This is a genomic window from Streptomyces sp. NPDC101165 (assembly GCF_044768135.1).
Lineage (GTDB): Bacteria > Actinomycetota > Actinomycetes > Streptomycetales > Streptomycetaceae > Streptomyces.
Genome location: NZ_JBIWPG010000035.1, coordinates 49,944 through 71,559, shown reverse-complemented (window position 1 = coordinate 71,559; position 21,616 = coordinate 49,944). Strand labels below are relative to the sequence as shown.

Genomic DNA, 21,616 nt, shown 5'->3' with positions numbered 1-21,616 from the left:
CTCTCGCCTGCCGAGTTCGAACAGCAGCACCGGCGAGGACGTAAACTCACACTCGCCGCATGAACCCCTGTGTCCACACTCCGGGGGACGCCTCAACCCGTCTGCTGTTCCAGGTGCCCGAACGTGGTTGCCGCCCGAGGCAGCGGCCGAGCCTCCAACCGGCCCAAACGCCCTCGCACGCTCCGCGGGCCGGCCAGCCGGCGCGAGCGACCAAGAAGGAGACAGGCTGTCAACTGTGCTTCTTCGTAAGCCCGTTGCCGGTCGAGCTCTCCGCGGTCGCCGCACCGACGGGCGGTGAATTCACTTGCGAGGCCTGGCTGGACGACGTCGTAGGAATCTCCCGATGGCGCGAGCGGTGGACACCGGTGAAACACATCGACCGCGTCCAGCAGCGTCCCACCATTGCCGCCCAGGAACAAACGGCACGGATCGCCGGGGCAGGTATGAAGACCGACACGTTCGAAGGGGTGGTGTGACGATGTTCCGCAATGCGCTGGAGCCCTGGCACTTGCTGATCCTGCTCGCCGTGGTGGTTTTGCTCTTCGGCTCGAAGAAACTACCCGACACGGCCCGGGCGCTGGGCAAGTCCATGCGGATCCTCAAGAGTGAGACCAAGGCCATGAAGGACGACGGCGCCGCAAACGAGCCACGCCCCGAGTCTGAACCTGCACCGGGACCGCGGACGATCCCGGGCACTCCCGCAGACACCGCCACCGCCCGCACCGAGCCCACGGACAGTACGACCGGCCACTCAGACTGAGCCCGGTCCTGCGCGCCCTGGCTCATCCCCGCGATCAGCTCGCGGTAAGTGGTGCCGACCTGGACCAACTGCCTCCTGGGCACGCTACCGAGCGCAACCGTCGTCGTAGCGAGCTCGCGCCCCACCGGGTGACGGAGACGATCACGTACTAATGCAAGGCCGGTGGTCTCCGGTCTGCCGCACGAGATGAGGATGCGGCGTGCCCCAGTCAGCCCGCAACAAGCAGAAGGATTCCGAGGGGCGGATGCCGCTCGCGAAGCACCTTCGTGAGCTCCGCAATCGGCTCGCCAAGGCCGTCCTTGCCATCCTGGTCATCACGATCGCCGCGGCCTTCGCCTACAAGGGCATCGTAAACTTCGTCACCAGGCCGGTGCTGGACTCGGTCGGCTGCCCAACGTCCTTCGCCGATCTGGCCAAGCAACCCGCGGACACCGCCTGCGCACGGATCACGATCAACGGTCTGCTCGCGCCCTTCACCCTGGCGCTGAAGGTGTCCCTGATGGCCGGCTTCGTGCTGGCCTCGCCGGTATGGCTGTACCAACTGTGGGCGTTTGTCGCCCCCGGCCTGCACAAACACGAGAGGAAATACGCCTACGCGTTCGTCGGCGCGGGCGTCCCCCTGTTCTTCGGCGGCGCCTTCATGGCCTACAAGGTGCTACCCGCGACCGCAAAGGTGTTGATCGGCTTCACCCCGCACAAGGTGGAGAATCTGCTGCCGCTGGACGATCTGCTCGACCTCGTCACCCGCATGGTGGTCGTCTTTGGCCTCTCCTTCGAGATGCCGCTGCTGCTGGTGATGCTGAACCTCACTGGAGTGCTGCGCGGCCGACGGATGCTCGGCTGGTGGCGCGGCATGATCGTGGGGATCACGGTCTTTTCAGCCGTGGCGACGCCGAGCACGGACCCGCTGACCATGCTGGCGCTGGCCTCGCCGATCTGGGTGCTCTATTTCGCCGCTGTTGCCTTTTCGCTTCTCAATGACCGGCGCAAGGCCCGAAGAGAGGCAGAGGGACCCAGCGACGGCGAGATCTCCAACCTCGACCTCACGCCGCAGGACGTAGGCGAAGTGGAATCGGTGTCCGTCAGCAGCGGTGCCAATTTGACGGGGGTGAATCCGGGCTCGGACAGGTTGAGGACGCCGGGTGAGAGGACTTACAGCAATGGCGGGGGAAAGATCCTGCTCAGGTACGAAAAGCTGTCCCGTGACTCTTGGTCGCAGATGTGATGGACTTGCTGTGGTGGGTGTGATCACGTCGTGGGCGCCGTTCCGGGCAGCCCCCGTTAGCTGACTTCAGGCCGCTTTGCTGGCGGCCCGCCTCACAAAGGCAGCCAGTTGGGCCACCCCACGGGCTTGCCGCCCGGTTCGCACATGCTGTCCGGGTGGCCGGGCGAGACATACCACACTGCCAACTCCGGCCAGAGCAGCATCGCAGTGGCAAGAATCGTCAACACCAGCGGCAGCAGGATGCGTCGGCGACCCGTCACCTTGCGCATCACAGCCCACAGCACGCTGGACACCGTCGCCACGCCGATAGACGCGACCACCCATGCAACGAACTGATAGGAGCCGTCAGTGCCGATGTCGCAGTTCGCCCAGGTACTGATCAACACCAACGAGGCCACGTACCCGGACCCCAGGAACACCACCCACCCAATGAGCCAGGCGGCCGCGCTGTACTCGGCTTTCTTCCCCACTGGGGAGCGCCGCTCCATAGTCTCCACACAGTTGCCTTCCGTCGGGAGCGGTGCGCCATAGGGGCGGCCGGCCGTCGATCGCTTCGTCCTTGCGGCGCGTGATGTTACAACGGGCCTGGGCTACAAGTGTGATGATCTTGATGTGTGCGGTGTGATCACGGTATCGGAGCCGTATTGGATGGCCCCGTTCACCGGGGTCAGCCGGCGTTGTTTCACCAAGCTGGTGAACATGCTGCGCCGCGAAGGGTGCCGATGAGGTGCGACCGGGCCGGCCGTGGAGCGTGCCGCCGGAGGACCGGGTGCTGCTTGCTGGCGGACGAACCTGACGCTGCGCCAGGTGGCTCTGCTGTTCGGGATCTCGAAGTCCGCGGCCGACCGCATCGTCGACCATCGCGGTCCGTGGCTCGCTCTCCAGCCGCGCCAGCGGTTCCGCAAGGACACCGTCCTGATCGGTGGACGGGACGCTCGCGCCGACACGTGACCGCCGGTCGCCGAGCAGTCGAGGAACTATCGGTACTCCACCAACCACCAGGTCGTCATCGACGCGGACACCCGGCTGGTCGTGGTGGTCGGCCAGGGCGACCATGTGCCGTACTTCGAGATCCGCATCGGTACTTTGCGCGTCCTGTCCGCCTCTTGACACTGCTGTCCAACACTGCAACGGCCGCGGTCACTTGGCTCTGTGCTCGCTGACGTGGACGGGACGGGAAGATTCGAACCCCCGACTCCCCGCGCCCAAAGCGGGTGCTCTGGCTGCTGAACTACGTCCCGTTGCACGGGAGGTGACTCTTGCCTAAGGAAGACGGTCTTTTTGAGGAGAACCATGTCCACCCCTGAACACGGGGAGGGCCTGGGTCGTGCCCTTACGATGACCCGATGCGCCAGGCCGACCCGAAGCCTTACTGGAACACCAACGTCGCCCGCCACCCGGGCATCCTCCGCGCCCTGCCCGAGGGTTGCGGCGACGCGTTGGACGTCGGCTGCGGGGACGGGCTACTGGCGCGGAAGCTCGCCGAGCAAGCGGAGCGCGTCACAGGGATCGACAAGTCGCCGGAGATGATCGCCTGTGCACGCGAGCTCGCTGCCGGCTGCCCGGGGCTCGCCTTTGTAGAGGGCGACTTCCTCACCGCCGACCTCCCCGCCGCGGGCTACGACTTCATCTGCTCGGTGACCACGATCCATCACATGGACTTCGAGGCAGCCCTTGTCCGCATGCGCGAGCTGCTGCGGCCTGGCGGCACGCTGGTGGTCGTCGGCCTCGCCCGCGAGGCGAGCATGGCGGAGTGGGCAGCAATGATCGCGGCTGCCCCGATCGTGCGGATCACGAAGGTGCTGCGTCGCGCGCGCGGGCCTGAGGGCATGCCGGTGGCCGTCCCGCAGATGAGCTACGGGCAGGTGCGGGCTGCGGCACGACGGCTGCTGCCCGGTATGCACTACCGCCGGCACGTGCTCCGCCGGTACTCGCTGACCTGGGAAAAGCCTGCCCGCTGATCTAGCCTCGACGATTGAGCTTTCCCCGTATCGGACGGTTTGTGTGTCACGTGACCTCCCATCCGATGGGTAGCCCGGATGGCGAGGAGAACGTTCGTCGTGGGCGGCATCATTTGGATCTACGTCCACTGGTACGCAGGCCGCTCGAAGAACGAGCTGGCCGCGTCGCTGGGGGGGTGCCCGCCCTACCCATTTCGTCAAGCCGGGTGAGGGTGGTCGGCATGACGGATCAGGATCGGTTGGGGCGGACCGCGGTGCACTCTGCGGCTGGCGGCGGAGACGTGGACGGCCTGAGGGTGCTGTCGGCCGGAGGTACCGACCTGGGGGCTGCCGATGTCGACGGCTGGACTCCGCTGCATTTCGCTGCTCAGGCGCAAGTGCCCGCGGCCGTCGAAATCCTGCTGGCCTCGGGGCTGGCGGTCGATGTCGTGGACTGCCATGGCAATACGCCGTTGTGGAGGACGGTGTTCTCTTCGCGGGGCGAAGGCGGGACGAGTCAGCTCCTCCTGGAAGCTGGTGCTCACCCTGACCGGCACAATGTTCATGGCGTGAGCCCGAGGGCGCTGGCGGGGCGGATTGCCGACTATGACGTGGCTGCTCACCTCCCGGGCGGGGATGACACTTCCGCCTAGACGCCGTCTGCCGTAGCTGGCTGGGGTTCGTAGAAGGTGCCGTCGCGGAGCATGGTGAAGAGGACGCCGGCCTGTCGTCGGGCGAGGTAGAGCAGGGCCTGCGTACTTGCCCTGGGCGATCTTCATGTCGTAGTAGGTCCGGGATGCCGGGTTGCTCAGGGCGGCGAACGCGGAGAGGCAGAAGGCTGGTTTGAGCTGCTTGTTTCCTCGTCTGAAGGGTTGTCTGCCACCTGCACGCTGTACGCGGTCTCACTAGATGATCAATTCCAAGGGATGCCTGCGGAGGGTGTGGGGGTGGGCGGTCAGGCGTCGGGGTCGACTTCGGGGTGCGTGAACCGCACGGGCTTGCCCAGCGACCGGGCGTAGGCGATTTCGGCTCGGGTGCTGTCTCCGATGTAGTCGCCGACTACGAGCACCTCATCAGCGAGCCGGATCTTCGCCCGGTGCAGATCGTCGAGTCGAACCTTCAGCGCCTCGGCCTCGACAGGATCGGACCAAAGTTCGTGCGGCGACTTCATGTCACAGCCCGGTTTGACGACAATCTTTCCGGCTTTGGTCTCCCGTAGATCGGCCTCGGTCATCTCGGTCATGAAGCGGGTGGAGCCGCAGATCACGACGATACGCGGGAGGCTCAGCTGCTTCTTCGCGTCGGCGAGTTTCTCCTCGGGGGTGAGCGGTTGCGGGTATGACACTGGTTCCTCCTGGTGGTGTGGTCCAAGGGGTGCCTGCGGCGACGAGAACGAGGGTGTCCAAGATCGTTTTGTGGCGAACGACGTGGACACCCTCGCGACAGCACGCTGTGCGACGACCGACGACATGCTGAAGGAGCATCCCGACCTGGCGCCGTGGCGCCCGCCGGTCGGCATTACGCCCCGCCTGAGCGATGCCGAACTGGTCACCCTCGCCATGATGCAGGCCATACTCGGCTACACCTCCGAGGCCAAATGGCTCCGCCGTGCCCGTGCCCACCTGCGCCACCTCTTCCCCTACCTGCCCCAGCAGCCCGGCTACAACAAGTGGCTGCGCAAGGCCGCCCGTCCGATGCGAAGCGTCAACCGGATCCTGGCCGCCACCACCTCGGTGTGGAGCGACGACGTATGGGTCGTGGACTCCACCCTGGTGGAATGCGGCCGCTCCCGCGAGACCGTCAAACGCTCCGACCTGGCAGGCTGGGCCGAATACGGCGACTGCGCCAGCCACAGCCGCTTTTTCTGGGACCTGCGCCTGCACCTGGCGTGCACCCTTCAGAGCCTGCCCATCGCCTTCGTCCTGACCGGGGCCAAGGCCGACGAGCGCGAGACCCTCCTCGACCTCCTGGCCGCCGAATGCGAGCTTCTGCGAGAGCGCCCCGGACAGACTCTCATCGGCGACAAGAACTACTTCGGCCGTGGTTTCGAACGCGAACTGTCCGAGCGTGAAGTCCAGTTGCTGCGGCCTGCCCGTAAAGGTGAACGGGAACGGCCTGGCGCAGCCAAGTGCTCCAGGACGTACTCGGTGCGGTCCACTTTGGTGTCGTGCCCGGGGTCGGTGGACTCCTTCCATGTCTTGGTGCGCTGGAAGGCGATGCCGCGTCGGGCCAGTAGGCAGCGCAGGGTCTCGCGGCCCATACGGATTACCCGGCCGTGGACCCTGCGCAGCTAGGGGCAGAGTTTGCGGATCGACCAGCGGGTGAACGGCTGGCCGAGCTTGGCCCGGCGAATGGTGGCCGTCGCGACGACGAAGTCCTCGTCGTCAGCGTTGAGCAGGCGGGGACGGCCTCCCGCCCACCGGGGTCCAGGCATGCCAGGCCGATCTCGTCGAAGCGGTGGATGACGTCCCGGACGGTGTCCTCATCGGCCGCGACCAGCTGGGCCATGACCGGGACCCCATTCCCGCCGGCCGAAGCCAGCAGCATCATCGAGCGCCGGTAGCGCACGGAACTGGTACTGCCTCGCCGCACGACCTGCTGCAGCCGCTGCCCCTCTTGATCCGTCAGTCGGCGAGCCTGACCGGCTCTGCCACCACGTCTCCACCCACTGGATGGGATGTCCGCCCCCATCCAATCGGCCGCAGCCTCAACGCGGACCAGAACCCGGTCAACCTACGCGGTCACAGCACTACCAGTCGCGTCCACGCCTGCCTGAGTCCTCAGACGAGGAGGTCGGCGACCAGGGTGGCGAACTCGTCCGGGGTGGCGAGGCGGATGCCGAGTTGCTCGGCCTTGGCGCGCTTGGAACCAGCTCCGTCGCCCGCGACGACGAGGGTGGTCTTCTTGGAGACGCTGGAGGAGGAGCGTCCTCCCGCTCGTTCGATGAGTTCGTTCATTTCGTTGCGGGAGAGCTGTTCCAGGGGGCCTGTCATCGCGCCGGTGACCACCACGGTCATTCCCGCGAGGGGGCCTGCCTCCACGGGAGCGGCGGCCGAGCCGTCGGGGACGGTGGTGCCGGCTGGGGGAGGGGTGGCGCCGGGCTCGGTCATGTTGACTCCGGCGTTGGCGAGCTTGTCTATGAGCGGGGCCAGCTCCGAGAGCTCTGCAACGATCGAGGGGGCTTTCTCCGTTCCGATGCCGTCGACCTGCTGCATCGCTTCAGGGTCGGCGGTGCGGATGTTGTCCATCGTGGCGAAGTGGCGCGCGATGCGCCGGGACATGGACCGGCCTGTGCCACTGACACCGAGCGCGCACAGCACCCGTGCCAGCGGCTGCTGCTTGGCCTTCGCGATCGCGGTGAGGAGGTTGTCGGTGCTGGTTTCGCCCATCCTCTCCAGGTCGAGCAGCTGTTCGCGCTTCAGGGTGAACAGGTCGGCGAGATCGGTCACCAGGCCCGCGTCGACGAGCTGGACGACGCGGGTGGTGCCCAGTCCCTCGACGTCGAGCTGGTCGCGGCCGGCGGCGTAGGCGAGGGAGGCAACCAGGTGGCAGTTGCGACCCTGTACGCACCGCCAGCGTTCCTTGCTGTCGTCGATGTCGGACCCGCAGCGGGGACACTGCTCAGGGAAGGCGATGGGCTTCTCGCCGCCGTTACGCAGGTGGGTGACCGGGGCCTCGACGCGGGGGATGACGTCTCCGGCGCGGTGGACCATGACATGGTCGCCCAGGAGCAGGCCGCGGCGGGTGATGTCGGCGGGGTTGTGCAGGGTGGCGTAGGTGATGGTGGAACCGTCGATCACGACCGGTTCGAGGACCGCGCGCGGCGCGATGATGCCGGTGCGGCCGACGTTCCACTCCACCTCCAGCAGGCGGGTGATCTTCTCCACCGCTGGCAGCTTGTAGGCGATCGCCCACCGTGGTGCGCGCGAGCCGGATCCGGCTGCCTGCTGGTCGGCGGCGAGGTCGGCCTTGATGACGATGCCGTCGATGCCGAATGGCAGCTCGGCACGCGCAGTGGCGATCTCCTGGATGTGGACCAGGACCTGCTCGTGGGACTCGGCCACGACGTCGGGGACCGCGGTCCGGGCGCTGGTGTACACGCCGAACTCGGCGGCCAGATGCATCAGGCCGCTGTGTGCGGAGGCATTCAGCCGCTCGGCAAGGGCTGGGTCCGTGTCCGGCAGCGGCAGCAGGCCGTAGCCGAAGAACGTCATCGGGACCGTGTAGGCGCGATCCTTGGCTCGCAGTGTGCCGGCGGCCGCGTTGCGGGGATTGGCGAACGGCTGTCCGCCGTGTGTCGTGCGTACCTCGTTGGCGTGCTCGAACTGGGCATGTGTCATGAGGACTTCGCCGCGCACCTCCATGGTGACCGGCTCGGCCAATGTCTCGGGCAGCCCGCCTATGGTGCCGATCGCGTGCGAGACGTCTTCTCCGGCCGTTCCGTCCCCGCGGGTGATCAGCTGGGTGAGGCGACCGTCGCGGTAGCGGGCGGCGATCGCCAGCCCGTCCAGCTTCGGTCCCACGCTGAACCGTATGACATCACGCCCGATGCGGCGGGCCAAAGACGCCGTCCAAGCGGTGAATTCCTCCGCAGAGAACACGTTGTCGAGGCTGAGCATCGGGACCGTGTGCGGCACATCGCCCTCGACCGCGCCACCGGCGACCTTCCCTGTGGGGGACTTCGGCAGCACCTGATCCGGGTGCTCGGCCTCCCACGCGGCGATGCCCCGGACCAGCAGGTCGTAGGCTTCGTCGTCCAGCGGCGAGGTCCCGCCTGCGTAGTAGGCGGCCGCCGCACCCACCGCATCCTCGACGGCCTGCGCGTAGGCGGCGGCGTCCACGATCACTGCTGCAGAAGTTGTCATGTTCGGCATCTTGCCGCCCACCACTGACAATGGGCCCGGCTGCGCCGGGACACCCGCGTGGGGTCTTGTACGAGTTGGGCGTGATCTCGCACGCTCGAGACTTGACCGACGTGCACCTCATCGCCGCGGCGATCCGCCGCTTCGCCGGCGTGGCAGTGCAGGAAGCGCGGGGCAACCGGCCGACCCTGCGCCACCTCCTGAAGGTTCTCGGGGATGACGGGGGCGCTCGTCCTCGGAGGGCCCTGCAGCATTCGTTCTGACCTGCGGGAACCAACATCCGGCCAGCCAAGGAGGGGCGATGTGAACGGCAGGCCTTAACCGTCTTGTTGTCCTTACGTCTTGACGTTTACTGCTGTTTCCGAGTTTGCTTCCGTCACTGGGTTGCCATGATGTTCCCTCATTCGGAAGGCACCTGACGTGAGCGTTCCAACCACCTACAGGACCCCTGTGCGTCATTTCGCGATGGCCCTGACCGCCTCTGCGTCGGCTCTCACACTCACCGCGTGCGGCGCCTTCGACGACGCCGGCGGGAGCGGCAGCTCCGCATCCCCGAAGAGGGGCGACGACATCACGGTGGGACTGCTCCTGCCCGACAAGGACACGGCGCGCTTCGAGAAGTTCGACTACCCCATCCTCAAGAAGGAGGTCGCCTCCCTCACCCACGGCAAGGGCAAGGTCGTCTACGCGAACGCCGAGGCGAGCCCGGCAACTCAGAGTCGGCAGTTCCGGCAGATGGTAGACGCCAAGGTCGACATCGTTCTGGTGGACCCGCTGGACGCCAAGTCCATCGCGCCGGATGTCCAGAAGGCGAAGGACGCCGGCATACCGGTCATCGCCTACGACCGGCTCGCGCAGGGCCCGATCGACGCGTACGTCTCGCACGACAACGAACTCGTCGGCGAGGTCCAGGGCCGCGCCATCATCGAGGTGCTCGGCAGCAAGGCGGCCACCAGCAAGATCGTCATGATGAACGGCGACCCCGCGGACCCGAACACGGCGAAGTTCAAGGACGGCGCTCTCGGCGAACTCCAGAACAAGGTCCAGATCGCCAAGGAGTACAACACCGACAAATGGTCTCCGGCGGTCGCCAAGGCGAACATGAGGAAGGCGATCCGGGCCATCGGCCTCAACAACATCGCCGCCGTCTACGCGGCCAACGACGGCATGGCGGGCGCCGTCATCGACGCGCTGAAGGAGTCGGGTGCCACCAAGATCCCGCCGGTGACTGGACAGGACGCGAACTTGGACGCGGTGCAGCGGGTCGTCTCGGGCGAGCAGTACATGACTGTGTACAAGTCGTTCCTGGACGAGGCCACCCATGCCGCGGAGATGGCGGTGTACAAGGTCCAGGGCCGCGACATCCGGTTCGACGCGCTGACCCGCGACACGGTCGACAGTCCGACGAAGAAGAAGATCCCCGCGATGCTCGTGCCGGTGGTTGCCCTCACGAGGGACAGCATCAAGGACACGGTGATCGCGGACGGCGTCTACTCCGTCAAGGACATCTGCACCCCGAAGTACGAGGCGGACTGCGCTGCGATCGGCCTGAAGTAGCATCCATCCTCCGAGAGCGCATGTCGGCAGCCGCGGCAACCAGCAACACAGCGAGGCTCAGCCATTTCCACTCCGCGGTGAACACCGGCGACCCGGGAATCATCTCGAAGGCCATCGACGAGTTCGTCGCACCGGATCTGCTCTTCCACACGCCGGTACCGATGGGAGTGACGGGTGCAGAGGCCCTGAAGCGGGTGTGGGAGGTGCTCTTGCGCGCGTTCGCCGACATTCACGTCGCCATGGAGGAGATGATCACGGAGGGCGACAAGGTCGTCGTCAGGAACACGGTGACCGGGACCCACCGGGGCGAGTACCAGGGCCTGCCGCCCACCGGAAAGACCGTCACCTACAGCGAGATCTTCATCTTCCGCTTCGTCGACGGGCGGATCGTCGAGCTCCGGGGTGTCGTCGACGTCCTCGCGCAGCTACGTCAGCTCGGCGCCCTCCCGTCCTGACGAGACCCACAGGCCCGCCGCGCCGTCGATGGGCGCGTCACGGCCGGTAATGAGGCCCGCAGCCCCTGCGGAAGCCCTCCACAGCCGACGCCGCGCTGGGCCGTCGCCCGCCGGCCGGGGACGACCAAGAAGCGGCCTACGTCCGCGCGTCTCTGGGCTTGCAGCGCTCGCGCGCGCCGGCCGTTCCTAGCAGGTGCCGTAAGCGACTGCGGCGCTCCGTATGCGCGCTGACGGCAATCCCATTGCTGCAGCCCGCCCAAGGGTTAGATCGTCGGACGGCCGGAGAAGCGGTCGGCAGCATACGGGGGAGCAGCAGCATGGTGACAGGCCTCGTCTACGTCGGCGATGACGATCGGACACGCCCCATGGCGGGCGCGGCAGTCGGCGCTCGAGGTGGCTCTGCCCTCGTTCGACCGTCATGGCCCTCGGCGCATCCCATCTCGTGGATGGCCGGGACACTGCGGTCCTGACGGCAGCCTGGACCTCGGTGATCGAGGCCGCAGACCGTCGGCCGTCACGCTGGCTGGCTGCCCAGGTGAAGACCCTGAAGACCCTCACCGATGCCGCCGAGACCGGCGCGGCGACGGTGAGGACCTGGAGGCCTCGGCGAAGACCGGCGCTTTGGCCCGTCTGCACGCGTGCTACGTGGACACGAGAAGGTTCAGGAATGCTGCGATGCGGACGCGTGCGCATGCCGGTAGGCCGCGACGTCGCCTACCGAGATCAGGGGCAGCCCTTCGCGCTTGGCCAGTTCTTGCAGGTCGCTGTGACGGGCCATGGCCCAGTCGGGCCGGACGATCTCGCACATCGTGGTTACTCCGGACAGTCCCGCGAGCAGGGAGAGGTCCACGGCGGCCTCGGTGTGCCCGTCGCGTTCCAGTACCCCGCCGCGCGCGGCTCGGACGGGGAAGATGTGGCCGGGGCGCGCGAAGTCTCCTGCCTGTGCGGCCGGGTCGGTGAGCGCCTGCAAGGTACGAGCGCGCTCGTCGGCGGGAATGCCGGTGGTGCCGCCGGCGATCAGGTCCACGGACACGGTGAACGCCGTGCCGTGCAGCCCGGAGTTGTCGTTCACCATCTGCGGCAGGTCGAGGTCCGTGCAGCGCTGGTACGGCAGCGCCGCGCAGACCACCCCCGAGGTGTGGTCCAGCATGTACGTCATCGCGTCCGTGTCGGTGTATTCGGCGGCCACCATGAGGTCGCCCTCGTTCTCACGGGACTCGTCGTCGAAAACGATGACGAAACCGCCGCGGCGAAAGGCTTCGATGGCCTGCGCGACGAACTGCAGACGGTCGGTCGTGGTGTGAACTGCGGCTGGCATGTGCTCTCCTGCGGTCGGGACCGCCCCGACAGGTGTGTCCGGGCGATGCACTGATCTGCGAGAGAACGCGGCCATACGGCAGGCACTCGTCCGAGCACGGGCACACGACGGCCTGCCGTAATGGACGACGTGCCATGCAGGCGGGAGTTGGCGGATGACAGCTCGCCCCCGTGCACAGACGCCGTTCCGGGGATAGCGAGCACCAAGTCCCGGTACGGGCGCTCGATGCCCGACCGGGGACCACTGTGTCGCGGCGCACTGCCTTCCATCCGGACTTTCACCGTCGGTCCTGGAGTTCCACCAGGTCAACCAGCCGATGGCTTCGGCTGGGTCGCGGACTTTCACCGCCGGCTCGGAATTACACCGACCCCGGAGCGCGCGAACACTCAGCGCCGATCATGGCACAGCCGTCTCGTCCTGTGGTGTGTTCGGCATCACGGCGGTATCGACGCAGGTTGCACCGTCTCGGCGTCGATGCTCACCAGCCTCATGGTCGGCCGCCGCGGCATGCTTGTGAGGGCAGCTGGACGTAGGTGATCAAGCCGCGCTCATGGCCTCCTTCGCGGCAGGCCCGCCCCACACACAGCAGTGCCCTTGGCACCGGACGTTGCCGTGCGTGAAGTCGGGGTGGCACTCGCGCGGTGGTCGCCTCACCAGTGGAGCTCTGGTACACGGCTGGCCGCCGTGCACTGTGACAGCCACAGAGCGACCGCCTCCGATACCGGCTGCCCGGTCTCCAGCTCGATGAAGCCGAACTGGCCACCTTGATTGCACTCCAGGAACCACCAGACGCCGTCCTCGTCCTCGGCGAAGTCGAAGGCGGCGTACGCCAGTCCGGCGAGCACGAGGTACTCAAGCACCGACCGGCCGATGCGTTCGGGTACCGGGACCGTCTCCCAGGCGTGCTCGGTGTCGCCGTAGCGCCCGTCGACCTGGCCCGGCTCGGCCGTCTTTCGTGCGGCGAACAGCCGAGTGCCGACACAGGTCAGACGGATGTCGGCGCGCTTGCGTATGTAACGCTGCAGCAGCGTGGGGCCGGCCGCTACGGTCGAGAAGTCCGCGTCGGGGCCGATCAGGGTGGTGGGCAGGGCCAGGCCGGGGTCACCGGGCGGCGGCCCCGAGGCCGACTTCACCACCACGTCCTGGTGCTCCTCAGCGAACTGCCGTGCCAAGCGCGGCGCCGTGGTGAAGACGGTCGGCGGTACCGTGAAGCCGCTGAGGTGAGCCATCTTCAACTGCCAAGGCTTCAGACGGGCCCGATCGGCGTTGCGTGGATGGTTCATCCATCGCGTGGAGGTGGAGAAGAGCATTCCGAACAGCGCCTGACGGGTCTCGGCGGCCAGCCACGGCGAGGGGTTCGTCGCGTGCGCCGCCGGTTCGCCGGGCCTGCGCACCCATACGGAGCGCAGACCTCCCATGCTGAGCACCTGTCCATTCACGGACAGGTGTCCGTTGAAGTCGCCGTGGGCGTAGTGGGCGGACAGCACTACCTTGTCCGGCAGGTCGGCAGGGTCCAGCCGTACGACGGGGGTTCCCATCTCGTGCAGCTTGGCCACCACCATGTCGGCGGTCACGTCCTCGTTGGACGTGAGGATCAGTACGGTCATTCGATTACGGAGCGTCAGTCATCGAAGTGGGTCTGGGAACCGGCGGTGGACGTGGTCGTACCGACAGCCAGCAGCAGGTCCGGGTCACTGACGGCCGGGCGGCCGTCGGGAAGCACGTTCAACTGACGCGACTCGTCGAAGTGGTACGGCGTCACCACGGTCGGAAACGCCTTCGGCAAGGTGTAGTTGAGGGTGAACGGTCGCACTCGGTACCTCCACAGGTGCAGATGAGATGGATGCGGTCCTTACGCGCCCTTGCGTAGGGACTCTCGCTTTCTGTCACATCGTGGTGAAGGTCATCACATGTGCGCCACATGATTCGCATCGCCTGCATCATCGGCACCACTGTGCTTACCATCCCCACAAGTCACACATCGGATGGAGCGTCAGATCTGTCACTCAGGTGCGAACGGTGACTGCTTCCTCACTCCAAGAGAGTTCATGGCCCCTCTCGAGCGCTCAACAGTGTGCCGGGACAGGGGGCGTTCGCACTGTTTCTGATCTGTCCGCGTCAGCGAGGGACGCCTGCATCGTCCAGGTATTGGTGCATGGCTTCCGTGGGCAGGCTTGGGTTGCTGAGGGCGTGGGAGGAGGTCTCCGGATTCCCGCAGCTTTGGAGGATGAGATCGGTCGGCAGTGCGGGGTGTGCGGCTGCCATGGCACGTACACGATCGTCGGGGTCGGCGAGCAATCGGACCACGGCGTCGACGGGCGCTTCGGCGTCGAGCCCCACCAGCCATCGCTTCTCTGGATCTGGGTCGTCGGCGAAGCGTTGTCCGCTGCCCGCACGCGGGAAGTTCGGGTGGTGCAGCAGAGCACCCTTGGTGATGACCTTGCAGTCCAGGTACGTCTGCAGCACTACCTCGCCGTCGACAGTCGGTTGGTTCTCACACAGCAGGAGTCGCACGGGGTAGTCGTCGTCCTTCGACAGCAGGTCGATGGCGTCGACAGGCAGATGTCGGCTGTAGGCGGCACTGCGCCGTAGCAGCGTGTTGGCCGACCTGGCGCATTGGCGCAGGACATCGGGATCGGCGCAGAGGCGAACCCATTCGACCGGATAGAGCCGGTCGGACGGCCTGATGGTGACGTCAATAGCGGTACGTTCAGCCTCCGTCAGCTCGGGTCGCACCGACACGGCCAGCCGGACGCTGTGCGCGTCGTCGTTCGCCAGTGTCCTGACGATGTCGATGGGAACGTTGAGGTTGGACGCCAGTTCCCGCCGGTCTTCTTCCTCGGAGGTCGCCGCGAGCCGTTCGGCGGTCGCCGTGCTCATGGCGCCGTGCCGGATCACATCCTGCTTGTGGAAGCGGTCAATTCCTGCGTCGAGAAGAAGGTCCGTGCAGCCCGCGTCGTCGCGGCAGGCCTCGACCATGGCCGCCTGACGCACTTCGTCATCGGCGTCGCGGAGCAGACGGCTTCGGGCCTCCTCGGAAAGCAAGGTCCACTGCCCGCAGGCTGCCTTCCGGAGGTCCGCGTCCTGGTGGTCGGCGAGCCCGGCGACCAGGCTTGGAGCCGTGTGTCGGCAGAAGGCTGCGCTTCGGCGGACCGGGAGTTCCGGATCGTCAAGCAGGCGTTGCTGAGTGGTCAGGGGCAGAGGCTGCACGGGGATACGGAACCAGTCGGGTCCGATGGCCAGAGCTCGTCGGACACGTGGATCGGGGTCGTCCACGAGCCGGGCGCGTTGTTCCGCCGTCACCGCGGCGTTGTCTGCGAGCACACTCCGCAGCCTGCGGTCGGGATGCGTGACGATGACGTCGACCACCTCGTTCGGCAGAGGGCGCCAGGCGAACGAGTCCCAGGCCGCGACGGCTTCCTCGGACAGCAGCCTGATCAACACTCCGGCTGGTGCTGCAGGATTTCGCGCGATTGCATCCAGGGTTTCGCGGTGAACGCAATTTCCACACATGGTGCCTCCCCCTGTCCGCCGACGAGCGTCGCGGGCCCGCAGATTGTGTACATGTCGGGTGTACAAGGTCAACGTTGACGATCATGCTCTGCCGCAGATCCAGAGAACGACGATCGGCTTCTCGCGGCGGCCCGATATTCGGCGACTCACGCCGCTTTCGATGCTGCTGCACTGTCGGCGATCGAAGCGGGGTGGAGCAGCCGAATGGCTCAGTGAAGACTGTCCAGGGGTGCCGTCTCCGGGCCCAGCGCCCCGGCCAGGGGTACGTGCCCTTCCATGAGGCCTGCTCAGCGGGCAGGTGCACCACCGACGATCGGAAGGCGCCCCGCCCGCTAGAAAGGTCTGTGAACACGGCTTGACGTGGGTCATCACGCCGCGTTCACAGCTCCAATCCAGCACAGCAGGACTGGCTTCTGGCAGGGAGTCTCAAGTGGCCAATCGAGGCCAGGAAGTGGCCGGCGCGGGCGGAGCTTTGGTAGAGGCGTCGGCGGGGGGCGAGCCGGGCCATACTGCGTTCGAGGGCCCGGTCGTACCGTCCGAGCTGTGGGCCGGAACCCATGCTCTTGGGCCGGGGGCGGCGATCACCACGAGTCGGTACGGGTGCCCGCAGACTTATGTGCACCGACCCAACACTGCAAACCTTACGAGCGCTCACCCGTCGGGTACTGATCGCCGCCCCCCACATCCTCTTCCTGGCCACGGGCTGCGCCATCTTGAAGCGGCTGGTCAGCAGGGGTGGTGTGACTCCGATCCGGGCTGCTCGTACTGGTCGCGGGGGGGCGTCCGAGGTGTAGATCGTCTGGCAGGGCGGTCTTGCCGATGAGTTCACCGTCCTCGAACGGTCTACCCAGCGACACGACCGTTCTCGACAGGAGTGCTATGTCCACCATCCAGCCAGTGATCATCACTGCCGAACAGGAAGTCCTGCTCGGCTTCTATACGAAATTGTTCGGCGCCGAGGAGATCTTCCGGGTACCGGCGGAAGGCCCGGCCTTCTACGTCGGCTTGCGCATCGGCGACACCGACCTCGGGCTGGTGGCCAAGACGAACCCGGGGACCGGGGCGGCACCGCGGATCCTGCTCAGCATCGGTGTCGACGACGTCGACGAGACGCTCGGCCGGGTGACCGCGCTGGGCGGCTCGGTCCGCGGCGGCCCCAACGACATGCCGTGGGGACAGCGCGTCGCCCACATCCAGGACCCCGACGGCAACCCGTTGAACCTCACCCAGTCGATCCCGGCCCAGTGACGTTGCTCCGGGGTGCTTGTGCTGGTCGTGGGCTGCCTGTGACAGAGATCAATTTCCCGTAGTGGCCTCGATGTTCGTCAGTACGAGCAACGGCAAACAGGTGGGTGGCGCAAGCGGGGCCAGTGCGGAGCGTGGTGAGGATCCGCCAGTTCTTCAGATGGGCGAAGCCGCGTTCGACCGGGGCGTGTCCGGCGGCCATGACGCGGTTGGCCTCCGCCTTCGGCGGGTGCGAGCTTGCGGGCACGGGTGGCCTTGCTCGTCGGTCAGGGCAAGCATGTGCAGGCCGTGGCGGCGATGCATGTCGGATGAGTTCGGGCGGTTCGCCTTGCCGGTGCGCCTGGCGAACCGGGGTGGAGTTGGCGTGGTCGGCCCGACCACGACCCCGACCACGCCGGCTCGTGCTCTGACCGTATGGGTTCACCGGCTTACTCAGCGGTTCCGGTTGACAATGGCTGATCGCTCTGGGGATCAGCAGACAGAAGGTCAAAGTCTCCGTGATCGTCTGCGGGGACCCAGGCGTGGCCAGTGGTGGAAAAGTCTGAGGCCTGTACGTGTGAGAGTGATCTGGTGCTCGCGGCAGGCGTTCTCGACCTCGTCGGCCCTGATGGATCCACCCGGCTCGGCGATGTACTCGACACCGTGGCGGTGGGCGTGGTCGACATTGTCGCGAAACGGACGGACTCGATAAGCTGGCGGATTTTCTTGAGCATCGGCTCGCCGGCACAACAACAGGGTCGGTGCACCGGTCACCCGCTCGCTGGTCGCATACGATCACGGATCCCCACGGTGGCCGCCCGGCCACTCATCGGGTCGGCAAGCCTCCGTGGGGGCTGTTGACCACGATCGGCACAGACCCTTCAACGAGGTAAGGGTGCTCGGGGAAGTAGTCGATGTGGAGATGGCCGCCGGTCTCCGCGGTTGCCATGGCCTGCAGGTTGTCTGCGAGGATCGCCCTGGCGCCGAAATCTCCACTGATCACAAGGACCTGCCGTGAGGCGTCGAGTTCGATCCGAACCCCGGGACCGGCAGTCTTCCTGACCTCGATCCCTGCCAAGGTCTCGCCGGCCAATGGCGACGTGGAGCCGATGAACCCATCGCCCTCGGTCACCGCGCTTGCCAAGCCAGCCAGTTCCTCTGCTGAAGCGGTGAGATCCACTTCGCCGAACACCGGATCAGAAACCAGTCGCACGAGCAGCACTCCCTCAAGGTCGGACCTCCATGATGCCGTTGGAGGCTCTCCGACCCCGCGCTCACTCCGCAAGCTGACCAGAAGGCTTGGTGGCGGGCATTTCGCTTGTATGGGTGGGGTGTTGCGGGCTGAGTCGGTGTGGGTGGAGACGTTCACCGGGTTGCGGATGGGGCGGTTCGAGAGGCTGCTGCGGGTCGTGCGTGAGCGGGTGGGAACGGTCCTGGTGGTGGCCGGCCGTGGTGTCTTCCGCTGGCCGAGCGGGTGTTGCTGGTGGCTGTGTACTACCGCACGAACCTCACGATGCGGCAGCTCGCCCCGCTCTTTGGCTGCTCACCCGCCACGGTCTGCCGGGTCATCCAGCATTTTGGCCCGCTGCTCGCGTTGGAGCCGGCGCCAAGGTCGGTGCCCGGCACCGACCGGTTATGGATCGTGGATCTGGCGACGCACCAGCCTTCGAGATCGTCACGACCCGCATCCGCGTGCCTCGAACCGGATCGGGCCGGCCCCGCACCCGGCCGTTGGCCGTTCTTGCAGACCGGGCGTACTCCTCTCGTGCCAGCCGCAGTCACCTGAGGCGGCGTGGAATCCTCGCGGTCATTCCACAGCCAGCGGATCAGATCGGCCACCGCCTGCGACGCGGCCGTGTTGGCAGTCGTCCACCTGGCTTCGACCCCGAGGCCTACAAGCAGCGGAACACCGTCGAACGCTGTATCAACCGCCTTGAGCATTGGCGCGGCCCGGCCACTCGATGCGACAAGCTTGCCATCGCTTACCAGGCCGCAATCCACCTCGCCGCCATTCTCGTCTGGACAGGCGGCTGACCGCCCAAACGCCTCGCACACGCCCAGTCGAGCAGCGTGGCACGCGAACATGAGTACATGGACGATCTTCTGGAGTTCCTCGTCGCACGCATCATGGACGACAACCGCGCCTATGCCTACGTGGGCGACACCATGGGCGGCGAGGCCCTTCTCGACAGCCATCTACCCATGCTCGATCTGACCGAGCAGCTGGCGCACGATTCCAAGGCCATGGATCCCGCGGACTCCCGCTCAGCGGGCCTCGCATACGCACTTCGTGTCCTCGCCCAGTCATACGCCGAGCACCCCGCCTACCGTCAGGAATGGCGCCCATGGCCTTTAAGGAGACATGCCCTAGGCGGCAAAAGCCGCGATCAGGGTGTCCGCCCTCAACAGCAGCTCAGGGCCGGGAGTTCTCGTCACCCGGACAAAAACCTCATCGCCACCCACGGCCCTGGCAAGGCGCACTTCGATGTGATGGTCCGATCCGACGAGCGGATAGCCGTACCAGCGATCTGGGTCCTCATCATCGGTGTACGCAAGGCCGAGTTCGACCGCCTGCCAGTCGCTGCCGTCGAAGTCGTAGCCGGCGTAATGCGACAGAAGAGCCAGGAACGGCTGGACGTTCTCGTTCCAGATCCAGCCCTGTACCGTGCGTTCCCCGTTGTTCTCTGTCACCTGGTCAGAGTGGCACATGCGACTTGTTCAGTTCCTGCCATATGTCCGCTCGCGGTACTGCGGACAGAGCCGTCTTCAAGGACCCCCATGAGCTGGCGGTGTGGAGCACATGCACGCCTCCGCACCCAGGACCGCCGGCCGCCTCACCTGGGCGGGCCCGGTGCGCTGCCCTGGCCGCCGCGTGTGGCCCTCTTCGAGGGCTCGAACTCGGGGTGCCCCGTCCCGAGCTGCTGCTGACCGGGCAGGTGCTGGCTCCTGAAGTCCGTGTCGTGAACGTGATACTTGAGGCCGGCTGGAGAGCTGAGCGGCTGGGGCCCGTCATCGCCGACAGGCGCCTGCCTCACCCGGTGCGGACCACGGTCGGCGCAATCATCGCCGCCCGCCTGTGCGCCGCCCAGGCCTTCCCACCGCCCGCTCTCGCGGACGACCACCCTGACACGCCCGCCTAGAGGATCCGTTGCCGCGGTCGGTCAGCTCTGAGGCCGCGCGCACGTCAAGCGAGGCCCTGGCCGACCGGCCCCTTGCCGAATGCGCAGAATGCGCCGACTGCGGCGTGCCCGGAACCACCCCCGATGAGGACCACGGCCCGGCCTGCTGGGCGAACGGCAACACGTCCCGGACAGCCAGGTCGCGGGGGAGCATCGCACCCACACGGCCACGGCCGGGGGTGGCGTCAGGCTCGGGAATCGGGGGCCATTCCATGGAGCGGCGAGCTTCTCCCCACCGATCGGGCGGCCGGTTGGGGGGAGTGGGGAGCCTGTGCGGCACGGTGTCAGGGCCGTGCCGCACAGGCGGTCAGTGGCCGCTCTGCGCCATCTCGCGGACGCGGTCGTCGGGCCCGGTGCGCAAGATTCCGGCGGTCGCAGCGGCGATCACGCACAGCGCGGTCATCAACAGGAAGGTGTGGTTCAGGGCCACGAGGTGAGTCATCCAGCCGATGACAGCGGGGCCGGCCAGCATGCCGAGGTAGCCAAGCCCGGCGACGCGCGAGACGTTGGTGCCTGCAGCGGAGGGGTCGGCATGCCCGGCTGCGCTGAACAGCTGGGGGATCAAGCCGGACAGTCCCAGGCCGAACAGGGCCCAACCCGCGAACACAGGCCAGATCCACGGGGAGAGGGCCACGATCGTGATTCCGACGGCGGCCATGGCCGAGCCGTAGCGCAGGATGGCCACGGGCCCGACCCGGGTGGAGAGGCGGTCGGCGAGCAGGCGGCCGATGGTCATCGTCGCCGCGTAGGTGCCGTACCCGAAGGCGGCGGTGCTCGAGGGTGCACCGAGGATGGTCTTGAGGTGCAGGGCGCTCCAGTCGTTGGCGGCTCCCTCGCACAGCATGATCATCAGAGCCAGGGCGGCGAGGACCCAGATGTGCCGGGGTGCGGTGCGCGGCTTTGCGGCCGATGCTGCCTCACCCTCCGCGGTGGTGGTGGCGGACGCAGGCGCGGACGGCAGCAGAGCGCGTGCTGACGTCAGGGCGGTCACGATGCCCACCACTCCCGCAGCGCCTAGCGTCGCGGCCAGACTCATACCGGCGCTCGCGGCGCCCGCCCCGACGAGGGCGGCGATGACGCCGCCGACGGAGAACGTGGCATGGAAGGCCGACATGACAGGCCGGTTGTACGCCTTCTCCACGTGCACGGCGTGGGCGTTCATGCTCACGTCGAGGCAGCCGTTGCCGAAGCCGAAGACCAGCAGTGCGCCTGCCAGCGTCCAGGGGGCTTGGGGGAGGCTGGGCAGTACCAGGGCCGCGCTGCAGAGAACGCCGGCGGCGGGGACCACGACGCGTGTTCCGAGGCGGTCGGCCAGCCGGCCCGCCACCTGCATACCGGTGAAGGCCCCGGCACCCAGCAGCACCAGGAAGCCCCCCAGCGTGGCGTGGCTGATCCCGACGCGCTCCTCGATGGCGGGGATCTGCACCACCCACATGCCCACCAGGGTGCCGTTGAGGATGAAGTAGACGAAGGTCGCCACACGGGCGGCTCGGAGCGAGTGTTCCATGCCAGCGACCATAACGAACATTCTTGGTGTTTGAAACATGTCCCTTCGAACAGCTTGTGTGTGCGTTTCGGGTGGT

At 66.9% G+C, this 21,616-nt stretch carries 22 protein-coding genes, 1 tRNA gene, 5 pseudogenes and 1 riboswitch; of the genes and pseudogenes, 15 read left to right on the top strand and 13 right to left on the bottom strand.

Annotation, left to right across the window (positions count from 1 at the left end; translation table 11 throughout):
* Window positions 1-254: 254 nt before the first annotated feature.
* The 3 genes from ACIRVH_RS44395 (at window position 255) to tatC (ending at window position 1,985) form a co-directional block, all read left to right on the top strand.
* Window positions 255-476, top strand: coding sequence for a hypothetical protein (locus tag ACIRVH_RS44395; protein WP_403966108.1), 222 nt, complete (start codon window positions 255-257; stop codon window positions 474-476).
* A gap of 2 nt (window positions 477-478) precedes the next feature.
* Window positions 479-760, top strand: a complete 282-nt coding sequence (tatA, locus tag ACIRVH_RS44390) for a Sec-independent protein translocase subunit TatA (RefSeq protein WP_403966117.1) — start codon at window positions 479-481, stop codon at window positions 758-760.
* Window positions 761-959: 199 nt separating this feature from the next.
* Window positions 960-1,985 (top strand): twin-arginine translocase subunit TatC, encoded by a 1,026-nt coding sequence (gene tatC / locus ACIRVH_RS44385; protein WP_403966105.1) that lies wholly within the window; start codon window positions 960-962, stop codon window positions 1,983-1,985.
* Between the two features lie 92 nt (window positions 1,986-2,077).
* Here the strand turns inward: tatC and ACIRVH_RS44380 are convergent, their stop codons facing one another.
* Window positions 2,078-2,455 (bottom strand): hypothetical protein, encoded by a 378-nt coding sequence (locus ACIRVH_RS44380; RefSeq protein WP_403966102.1) that lies wholly within the window; start codon window positions 2,453-2,455, stop codon window positions 2,078-2,080.
* Window positions 2,456-2,597: 142 nt separating this feature from the next.
* Here ACIRVH_RS44380 and ACIRVH_RS44375 point away from each other — a divergent pair.
* A pseudogene (locus tag ACIRVH_RS44375) lies at window positions 2,598-3,032 on the top strand (transposase family protein); the annotation flags it as partial.
* Window positions 3,033-3,150: 118 nt separating this feature from the next.
* On the opposite strand, the gene ACIRVH_RS44370 reads toward ACIRVH_RS44375, so the two are convergent.
* A tRNA-Pro gene (locus ACIRVH_RS44370) sits at window positions 3,151-3,226 on the bottom strand.
* A 105-nt stretch (window positions 3,227-3,331) separates the two neighbouring features.
* Here ACIRVH_RS44370 and ACIRVH_RS44365 point away from each other — a divergent pair.
* Together ACIRVH_RS44365 and ACIRVH_RS44360 are read left to right on the top strand one after the other, a co-directional pair.
* The gene (locus ACIRVH_RS44365) at window positions 3,332-3,946 is read left to right on the top strand and encodes a class I SAM-dependent methyltransferase (protein WP_403966099.1); all 615 of its coding nucleotides are present in this window, start codon (window positions 3,332-3,334) and stop codon (window positions 3,944-3,946) included.
* A 221-nt stretch (window positions 3,947-4,167) separates the two neighbouring features.
* On the top strand, window positions 4,168-4,578 hold the full coding sequence (locus ACIRVH_RS44360; RefSeq protein ID WP_403966096.1) for an ankyrin repeat domain-containing protein: 411 nt from the start codon (window positions 4,168-4,170) through the stop codon (window positions 4,576-4,578).
* Here the strand turns inward: ACIRVH_RS44360 and ACIRVH_RS44355 are convergent.
* Both ACIRVH_RS44355 and ACIRVH_RS44350 read right to left on the bottom strand, forming a co-directional pair.
* Window positions 4,575-4,791: pseudogene (locus ACIRVH_RS44355) on the bottom strand (IS110 family transposase); the annotation flags it as partial. The gene ACIRVH_RS44360 and the pseudogene ACIRVH_RS44355 sit on opposite strands and share 4 nt — an antisense overlap.
* 89 nt (window positions 4,792-4,880) lie before the next feature.
* The gene (locus ACIRVH_RS44350) at window positions 4,881-5,270 is read right to left on the bottom strand and encodes a hypothetical protein (protein ID WP_383976073.1); all 390 of its coding nucleotides are present in this window, start codon (window positions 5,268-5,270) and stop codon (window positions 4,881-4,883) included.
* A gap of 70 nt (window positions 5,271-5,340) precedes the next feature.
* On the opposite strand from ACIRVH_RS44350, the gene ACIRVH_RS44345 reads away from it, so the two are divergent.
* Entirely contained in the window at window positions 5,341-6,219 is an 879-nt protein-coding gene (locus ACIRVH_RS44345) for a transposase (protein ID WP_403966093.1), read from the top strand.
* On the opposite strand, the gene ACIRVH_RS44340 is transcribed toward ACIRVH_RS44345, so the two are convergent.
* Window positions 6,216-6,359 (bottom strand): hypothetical protein, encoded by a 144-nt coding sequence (locus ACIRVH_RS44340; RefSeq protein ID WP_403966120.1) that lies wholly within the window; start codon window positions 6,357-6,359, stop codon window positions 6,216-6,218. The two genes, ACIRVH_RS44345 and ACIRVH_RS44340, sit on opposite strands and share 4 nt — an antisense overlap.
* A 346-nt stretch (window positions 6,360-6,705) precedes the next feature.
* Window positions 6,706-8,790 carry an NAD-dependent DNA ligase LigA gene (ligA, locus tag ACIRVH_RS44335; RefSeq protein WP_403966090.1) on the bottom strand — a complete coding sequence of 695 codons (2,085 nt, stop codon included), beginning with the start codon at window positions 8,788-8,790 and terminating at the stop codon, window positions 6,706-6,708.
* A 101-nt stretch (window positions 8,791-8,891) separates the two neighbouring features.
* Between ligA and ACIRVH_RS44330 the strand changes: the two genes are divergently transcribed.
* From ACIRVH_RS44330 to ACIRVH_RS44320, 3 genes are all read left to right on the top strand, one after another.
* Entirely contained in the window at window positions 8,892-9,050 is a 159-nt protein-coding gene (locus ACIRVH_RS44330) for a hypothetical protein (RefSeq protein ID WP_403966087.1), read from the top strand.
* 202 nt (window positions 9,051-9,252) lie between these two features.
* Window positions 9,253-10,344: a sugar ABC transporter substrate-binding protein gene (locus ACIRVH_RS44325; RefSeq protein ID WP_403966084.1), complete on the top strand. Its 1,092-nt coding sequence runs from the start codon at window positions 9,253-9,255 to the stop codon at window positions 10,342-10,344.
* Window positions 10,345-10,364: 20 nt separating this feature from the next.
* The gene (locus tag ACIRVH_RS44320; protein ID WP_403966082.1) at window positions 10,365-10,799 is read left to right on the top strand and encodes an ester cyclase; all 435 of its coding nucleotides are present in this window, start codon (window positions 10,365-10,367) and stop codon (window positions 10,797-10,799) included.
* 661 nt (window positions 10,800-11,460) lie between these two features.
* Here the strand turns inward: ACIRVH_RS44320 and ribB are convergent.
* From ribB to ACIRVH_RS44300, 4 genes are all read right to left on the bottom strand, one after another.
* Complete coding sequence (gene ribB / locus ACIRVH_RS44315; protein ID WP_403966079.1) at window positions 11,461-12,117, bottom strand: 3,4-dihydroxy-2-butanone-4-phosphate synthase; 657 nt, start codon at window positions 12,115-12,117, stop codon at window positions 11,461-11,463.
* A gap of 251 nt (window positions 12,118-12,368) precedes the next feature.
* Window positions 12,369-12,499, bottom strand: a riboswitch (FMN riboswitch).
* A gap of 268 nt (window positions 12,500-12,767) precedes the next feature.
* Window positions 12,768-13,724 carry an ATP-grasp ribosomal peptide maturase gene (gene tgmB, locus ACIRVH_RS44310; protein WP_403966076.1) on the bottom strand — a complete coding sequence of 319 codons (957 nt, stop codon included), beginning with the start codon at window positions 13,722-13,724 and terminating at the stop codon, window positions 12,768-12,770.
* Window positions 13,725-13,738: 14 nt separating this feature from the next.
* Window positions 13,739-13,930 (bottom strand): putative ATP-grasp-modified RiPP, encoded by a 192-nt coding sequence (tgmA, locus tag ACIRVH_RS44305; RefSeq protein WP_403966073.1) that lies wholly within the window; start codon window positions 13,928-13,930, stop codon window positions 13,739-13,741.
* 305 nt (window positions 13,931-14,235) lie between these two features.
* Complete coding sequence (locus ACIRVH_RS44300) at window positions 14,236-15,561, bottom strand: hypothetical protein (protein WP_403966070.1); 1,326 nt, start codon at window positions 15,559-15,561, stop codon at window positions 14,236-14,238.
* Between the two features lie 948 nt (window positions 15,562-16,509).
* Here ACIRVH_RS44300 and ACIRVH_RS44295 point away from each other — a divergent pair.
* Window positions 16,510-16,878, top strand: a complete 369-nt coding sequence (locus ACIRVH_RS44295; RefSeq protein WP_403966067.1) for a VOC family protein — start codon at window positions 16,510-16,512, stop codon at window positions 16,876-16,878.
* Between the two features lie 802 nt (window positions 16,879-17,680).
* Here ACIRVH_RS44295 and ACIRVH_RS44290 read toward each other — a convergent pair.
* Window positions 17,681-18,076 (bottom strand): hypothetical protein, encoded by a 396-nt coding sequence (locus tag ACIRVH_RS44290; protein WP_403966064.1) that lies wholly within the window; start codon window positions 18,074-18,076, stop codon window positions 17,681-17,683.
* 100 nt (window positions 18,077-18,176) lie between these two features.
* Here ACIRVH_RS44290 and ACIRVH_RS44285 point away from each other — a divergent pair.
* From ACIRVH_RS44285 to ACIRVH_RS44275, 3 pseudogenes are all read left to right on the top strand, one after another.
* A pseudogene (locus tag ACIRVH_RS44285) lies at window positions 18,177-18,502 on the top strand (transposase family protein); the annotation flags it as partial.
* A gap of 35 nt (window positions 18,503-18,537) precedes the next feature.
* Window positions 18,538-18,888, top strand: a pseudogene (locus ACIRVH_RS44280) (transposase); the annotation flags it as partial.
* Between the two features lie 57 nt (window positions 18,889-18,945).
* A pseudogene (locus tag ACIRVH_RS44275) lies at window positions 18,946-19,140 on the top strand (hypothetical protein); the annotation flags it as partial.
* Between the two features lie 81 nt (window positions 19,141-19,221).
* On the opposite strand, the gene ACIRVH_RS44270 reads toward ACIRVH_RS44275, so the two are convergent.
* A complete protein-coding gene (locus ACIRVH_RS44270; RefSeq protein ID WP_403966061.1) occupies window positions 19,222-19,545 on the bottom strand; it encodes a hypothetical protein in 324 nt (107 codons plus the stop codon).
* A 269-nt stretch (window positions 19,546-19,814) separates the two neighbouring features.
* Between ACIRVH_RS44270 and ACIRVH_RS44265 the strand changes: the two genes are divergently transcribed.
* The gene (locus ACIRVH_RS44265; RefSeq protein ID WP_403966058.1) at window positions 19,815-19,994 is read left to right on the top strand and encodes a hypothetical protein; all 180 of its coding nucleotides are present in this window, start codon (window positions 19,815-19,817) and stop codon (window positions 19,992-19,994) included.
* A gap of 346 nt (window positions 19,995-20,340) precedes the next feature.
* On the opposite strand, the gene ACIRVH_RS44260 is transcribed toward ACIRVH_RS44265, so the two are convergent.
* On the bottom strand, window positions 20,341-21,540 hold the full coding sequence (locus ACIRVH_RS44260; RefSeq protein WP_403966055.1) for an MFS transporter: 1,200 nt from the start codon (window positions 21,538-21,540) through the stop codon (window positions 20,341-20,343).
* Window positions 21,541-21,616 lie beyond the last annotated feature (76 nt).

Bases quoted from the DNA above. Each gene is read 5' to 3' on its own strand.
- tatA (WP_403966117.1), top strand. From the start codon at position 479: ATGTTCCGCAATGCGCTGGAGCCCTGGCACTTGCTGATCCTGCTCGCC.
- ACIRVH_RS44365 (WP_403966099.1), top strand. From the start codon at position 3,332: ATGCGCCAGGCCGACCCGAAGCCTTACTGGAACACCAACGTCGCCCGC.
- ACIRVH_RS44360 (WP_403966096.1), top strand. From the start codon at position 4,168: ATGACGGATCAGGATCGGTTGGGGCGGACCGCGGTGCACTCTGCGGCT.
- ACIRVH_RS44340 (WP_403966120.1), bottom strand. From the start codon at position 6,359: ATGCCTGGACCCCGGTGGGCGGGAGGCCGTCCCCGCCTGCTCAACGCT.
- ligA (WP_403966090.1), bottom strand. From the start codon at position 8,790: ATGACAACTTCTGCAGCAGTGATCGTGGACGCCGCCGCCTACGCGCAG.
- ACIRVH_RS44325 (WP_403966084.1), top strand. From the start codon at position 9,253: ATGGCCCTGACCGCCTCTGCGTCGGCTCTCACACTCACCGCGTGCGGC.
- ACIRVH_RS44320 (WP_403966082.1), top strand. From the start codon at position 10,365: ATGTCGGCAGCCGCGGCAACCAGCAACACAGCGAGGCTCAGCCATTTC.
- ribB (WP_403966079.1), bottom strand. From the start codon at position 12,117: ATGCCAGCCGCAGTTCACACCACGACCGACCGTCTGCAGTTCGTCGCG.
- tgmB (WP_403966076.1), bottom strand. From the start codon at position 13,724: ATGACCGTACTGATCCTCACGTCCAACGAGGACGTGACCGCCGACATG.
- ACIRVH_RS44295 (WP_403966067.1), top strand. From the start codon at position 16,510: ATGTCCACCATCCAGCCAGTGATCATCACTGCCGAACAGGAAGTCCTG.
- ACIRVH_RS44260 (WP_403966055.1), bottom strand. From the start codon at position 21,540: ATGGAACACTCGCTCCGAGCCGCCCGTGTGGCGACCTTCGTCTACTTC.